General features: G+C 32.6%; 7 protein-coding genes. 1 reads left to right on the top strand and 6 read right to left on the bottom strand.

Annotation, left to right across the window (positions count from 1 at the left end; all coding sequences use genetic code 11):
- On the top strand, nucleotides 1-230 hold a 230-nt coding region (locus J4050_RS14960), incomplete at its 5' end, for a hypothetical protein (RefSeq protein WP_208155425.1).
- Between the two features lie 224 nt (nucleotides 231-454).
- Here J4050_RS14960 and J4050_RS14955 read toward each other — a convergent pair.
- The 6 genes from J4050_RS14955 to J4050_RS14930 all read right to left on the bottom strand — a co-directional run bounded on the left by J4050_RS14955 (nucleotide 455) and on the right by J4050_RS14930 (nucleotide 4,396).
- A complete protein-coding gene (locus tag J4050_RS14955; RefSeq protein WP_084677408.1) occupies nucleotides 455-661 on the bottom strand; it encodes a GDCCVxC domain-containing (seleno)protein in 207 nt (68 codons plus the stop codon).
- Nucleotides 661-1,260 (bottom strand): mercuric transport protein MerTP, encoded by a 600-nt coding sequence (merTP, locus tag J4050_RS14950; RefSeq protein WP_208155424.1) that lies wholly within the window; start codon nucleotides 1,258-1,260, stop codon nucleotides 661-663. Before merTP ends, J4050_RS14955 begins: the two co-directional genes overlap by 1 nt.
- On the bottom strand, nucleotides 1,257-1,631 hold the full coding sequence (locus tag J4050_RS14945) for an ArsR/SmtB family transcription factor (RefSeq protein ID WP_208155423.1): 375 nt from the start codon (nucleotides 1,629-1,631) through the stop codon (nucleotides 1,257-1,259). Before J4050_RS14945 ends, merTP begins: the two co-directional genes overlap by 4 nt.
- Nucleotides 1,632-1,923: 292 nt before the next feature.
- Complete coding sequence (locus J4050_RS14940; protein ID WP_208155422.1) at nucleotides 1,924-3,021, bottom strand: DUF3644 domain-containing protein; 1,098 nt, start codon at nucleotides 3,019-3,021, stop codon at nucleotides 1,924-1,926.
- 168 nt (nucleotides 3,022-3,189) lie between these two features.
- Nucleotides 3,190-3,846 carry a hypothetical protein gene (locus tag J4050_RS14935; protein WP_208155421.1) on the bottom strand — a complete coding sequence of 219 codons (657 nt, stop codon included), beginning with the start codon at nucleotides 3,844-3,846 and terminating at the stop codon, nucleotides 3,190-3,192.
- Nucleotides 3,847-3,991: 145 nt separating this feature from the next.
- Entirely contained in the window at nucleotides 3,992-4,396 is a 405-nt protein-coding gene (locus tag J4050_RS14930; RefSeq protein WP_208155420.1) for a DUF8192 domain-containing protein, read from the bottom strand.
- Between the last annotated feature and the right edge of the window lie 119 nt (nucleotides 4,397-4,515).

Below are 4,515 nucleotides of genomic sequence, written 5' to 3'. Positions count from 1 at the left end.
ACTCTTTTATTCCCCAATATACAGATAATGGAAGTGCAATCATTCCAGCCCAAGTTATAAAAGTTCCAAGAGGAATAGAATTAGCATCATCCAATGCTATCATCAATAATGAAGAGCCCGTAACTAAAAATATAATCGTGGAAAAAGTCACGATTAAAGAACTAAAAAACCAAATTTTTCTTCTATTCATTTTTTTAATTGTTGCCAACGGTCTTGTATATGAAAAGTAGCGGATTTTTTGCACTAACTTTTCGGTTAAACACAGACCTTAAATTTATAAAATCCATTTCGATTTAGCACCTAAACCGCTATTTTTTATATACGTTGTTACCCACTGGCTTTATTCCGTTCAGCTTGGTTTTCAGCGTTGGCAAAGACATACTCTTTTGTAATTTTTGGCTTGTGTGTCGGCTGAAGCGAATTACAAAAGTGTATGGCTTTTAGCGTTGGCTTTTTAACAACAACTTTTATTTTCTTGAATTGGTGGACAAGCTACTGTTCCATAAGAACAATAAACACAACAATCTCCCTCTTTTGGTTTCAAAACCGTTTTGCAATTCTCACATTCGTAGAAAAATTGACAAGCGTTTGTTGGCATATCTTCTACTTTTTTATGTCCGCAGTTTGGACAAGTGATTTCAGATTTTAATATAGTTTCCATTAATTTTCTTTTTTGTCGGTTACTTTATAGCCTGTTGAATTGATTGCTTTCTCAATTTCCGTTTCATTAGTTTTGGTTTTGTCAAATTCAACGATTGCATTTCCATTTTCGTAAGACGCTTTTGAGTTTACAATTCCGTTAAGTTTGTTTACTTCGTGATTGACGTGTTCTTCGCAACTCGCACAAGTCATTCCGCTGATTTTAAATTCCGTTGTTTTAATGTCCGATTTGTCAACTACAATAACTTGCTTCTCTGTATTTGGGTAAAAAATTCCTGAATAGTATGGGAAAGCCAACATCACAATTGCAAATACAGTTACAATTCCTAAAAATTTCTTTGATTGAATAAATTTTGGTTTTTCATCCGTTTCGCATTCACAGTCAATTTCTTTTTGAGGTTTTAGTTTTTGATACCAAGCAAAACCGAGAACTAAAATTGTCAGTCCAATTAAATATGGTCTAAAAGGTTCAATCCAAGAAAATGTTGAAGCAATTCCGCTTGTTCCTGCGATTAGAGCCAAAACAGGTGTAATACAACATAATGAAGCTGTAATTGCAGTTAACAAACCTGCACCAATTAATTTGTTTTCGCTTTTCATATCGTTTCTAAAATTTTGTTTTTATCAAGCATCTCAAAGAATGGATTTAGCATTTTTTCGTATTCAGCCGTGAGTGAGTAAAAAATCGTTTGAGCATCTCTTTCTGTTTCTAATAAATTTCGGTCTTTCATTTTTCTCAAATGTTGAGAGATTGCAGAAATGTTCATTCCAAGAATATCGCTTAAATCACAAACGCAAAGTCTTTTTTCTTCAAAGAGTAGGTAAAGTATTTTCAGTCGAACGCTATTTCCGACTAATGAAAGTCCGTTCGCCAAATAGTCGAACGAATCGTTTAATTCCGAAACTGTGTCTTTGCAACGATTTATTTGTTCAATATCGGCTTGTTGTCTTATGCAAGAATTTTTTTCCATATCGCAAAGTTACAATTATTTCTTATTTAAGCAAATACTTAAATACATAATTCTCAAGGGTTGAGAAAATTTTAGCTCTTTTGGTTTTTTAGCTTTGGATTTGTGTGTCGGAAAAAACCGAAAGTGCTAAAATGTGCGGTGGGTTTTCAGCTTGTGGGTAACGGTCTAGTATAAGAATAGTAGCGGATTTACAAGCACTAACTTTTCGGTTAAACACAGACCTTTTTTATATTTACTTACTTTTGTTTTAGCGATTAAACCGCTATTATTTTTATACATTGTTGGCATTTCGTTATTCTTCCGCTGGCTCAAATTCACTCAAATTAAAGCTATCTTTTGCCTTGAATTTAGCTTTCCAAATTTCTTTGGTCAACATTCCTGCGTTTATCCCTCGAATAATTAATTCCGCCCAAGCATCTTGATAAACATAGTCATCGTGTACTTCATCATAATGACAATAATTCGCATTGGTGTCAAATGGGTCATCAATATCGTTTGCGCTTCCTGGTCTTATTTTAAAACAACAATACAAACATTTATGGTCGTAGTGATTTATTTCAAAATCAATTTCGGAATTGACTTTAGTTATTACATCACTAGGTTTTCTTTTTCCCGGATTTATTGCTTCTTTCTTAACTACTTTGTCCTTAATTATCGCAGTAACTTTATCGTAGTTTTCTCGGTCAGCATCGGAAATTGAATTCCAATTAACAAATTCAACTGCCAAATCATTTCTATTGGTGTTTGAAATTTTCGGTACCTGAATAAGTTTTATACTATATTCTTGGGTATTAAATATTTCATCCGTCAAAGAATTTCTATAAGTCTCAATGAATGTTTTTAGCTCTTTTATCTCTTTAGATAGTAATTTTTTACTGGCTTTCAGCTGTGATTTTTTTCGTAGTCTTGAAAATTGTATTGAAAAAGACAAACTTTCATTTAATGCATATTCTTCTCCAAAAAAGTCAATCAAAGTATTTTCGTAATTGTAGAGTAATGCTTGACATTCTCCAAATATCATTATTCCGACTTCGTCTCGGTCAATATGTCTGTGTTCAATTTTATTTCTAAGCTTAATAAAGAAGGTTAGATTTGATTTTACAGACGCTGGTATTCCTCCGTGTTTTGTTATACAAGTTTTTAATTCCCAAGATTTTTTTTCTCCATCAATTGTTTGATATCTTCCATTGGAATTCTTGTAATAGTATCTACTTCCAATTGTATTATTAAAATGAGCGTGAAAAAGGCGAGTCCAAGCCATTATCATTTGAGTAATAAATCCCTCAACTCTAAATGGTGTTCTTGGCTTATTGTAAATTTCGACAGCTAAAAGTGCTGATTCAATTGAGCTTTCAAGTGTCGATTTTGTTTTTCCTTTCCTTAATGTCATTTATTTTTCAGGGTTTCTTATAATGAATGCCAACGGTCTCGGCTATGAGTAGTTGCGTGGGTTAGAACTTAACTTTACAAGTACACACCAAGTTGGAAATTCCGCAGGAATTTCCAATGTAGGCGAGAACAAGCAATTACTTATAGCCATTGTTGTGCAACGTTATTATTAGAAATGCTTTAATATCTTATATTCAATTTTCGTATTAGTTGCGTTTATAACCTCTAATCTTAATCCTTTAAAACCAATAATGCTATCTTCACTCAAATCATACTGCAAGTCTTGAGTAAAAGCTGGACGTGCATAATCATTAATAAATTCTCGATAAATAAATTTGATGCCATTTCCAACTCTTCCATTATATATGAATTCCTGTTTGTAATAATCATCATCCTTTATCGGTCTTTCTGTTAGTTTATATTCTAACGTATACTTGGAGTTTTGGAATTGTAATCCAGTACCTGTAATTCCTGTAGAATATGTTTTAGGACTTTCATTATTTTTTGATAAGGCAATTCCGAAATTTGGATTGTTTATATTTTCGTACAAATCAAATTGTTCAGTTTCAAATGTTTTTATAAATGTTTCGCCAACTTTAAGTGTCTTAACCACATTTGGTTTGATTTTTACTTCTTTAGTTATTACCATTGCATCATATTTTTTGGCAGTTTCTTTAGACACTAAAGTTATTCCAATTTCTGATGTTTTAGATTGATTAATTTCTGGACTATAAGTAGTTTCGGAATTTGGAATAATTGAATACTTTTTAACACCACAAGATGTTAATATGATTGATAATAATACAATGGTGTAAATTCTTCTCATATGTTTGTTTTTAATGTTGCACAACGGTCTAGTATAACTGTCAGTTACGGGTTAATATGCGTTAATTTTCGGTTTGACACTGACTTTAGCAATTCCGAGTGGATTCGGACGTAGTCGAATCCGCCGTAATTGCGGTTATACATTGTTACCTGCTGGCTTTTATTTCAGTTAATATTTTCTTTTTCCGTTTTTCAGTCAAAACCTTGACCCAATAAGTCACAATAACATCGTATCCGTTAGATTCTAATTTTTGGTCATTAGTAAGAATATCAATTCCAGTCGCTACTTTAGAGTCTTTCTCATTCCACTTTTTTATGTAGTCAAAGTATTCCTTTTTAGTTCCAATTCTGTTACCACTATTTCCAGTTACGAAAATCACTTTTTTGTCATTAAAGTCAAATCCGTTTCTTTTTTCAGTCAAATATGCGTTCAGATATTCAGATTCCGCTTGAGTGAGTTTCGGATTATTGTCAATTCCGCATTCAGAGAGATTTTGTCCAAAAATATTTGAGGAAATCAGCAGTAAAATTAATGTTCCAATTGTTTTCATAAGTTCTGTTTTCAGCTTGCAGGTAACGGTCTCGGCTATGAGTAGTTGCGTGGGTTAGCGATTAACTTTGCAAGTACACACCAAGTTGGAAATTCCTGCGGAATTTCCAAAGTAGGCGA

The sequence above is a fragment of the Winogradskyella pelagia genome (genome assembly GCF_017581965.1).
Classification (GTDB): Bacteria; Bacteroidota; Bacteroidia; order Flavobacteriales; family Flavobacteriaceae; genus Winogradskyella; species Winogradskyella pelagia.
This window is presented reverse-complemented; position numbering and strand designations above follow the sequence as displayed.

What these genes read in the sequence shown, in the direction of transcription:
- J4050_RS14955 (WP_084677408.1), bottom strand. Translation starts at nt 661, where the DNA reads ATGGAAACTATATTAAAATCTGAAATCACTTGTCCAAACTGCGGACAT.
- merTP (WP_208155424.1), bottom strand. Translation starts at nt 1,260, where the DNA reads ATGAAAAGCGAAAACAAATTAATTGGTGCAGGTTTGTTAACTGCAATT.
- J4050_RS14945 (WP_208155423.1), bottom strand. Translation starts at nt 1,631, where the DNA reads ATGGAAAAAAATTCTTGCATAAGACAACAAGCCGATATTGAACAAATA.
- J4050_RS14940 (WP_208155422.1), bottom strand. Translation starts at nt 3,021, where the DNA reads ATGACATTAAGGAAAGGAAAAACAAAATCGACACTTGAAAGCTCAATT.
- J4050_RS14935 (WP_208155421.1), bottom strand. Translation starts at nt 3,846, where the DNA reads ATGAGAAGAATTTACACCATTGTATTATTATCAATCATATTAACATCT.
- J4050_RS14930 (WP_208155420.1), bottom strand. Translation starts at nt 4,396, where the DNA reads ATGAAAACAATTGGAACATTAATTTTACTGCTGATTTCCTCAAATATT.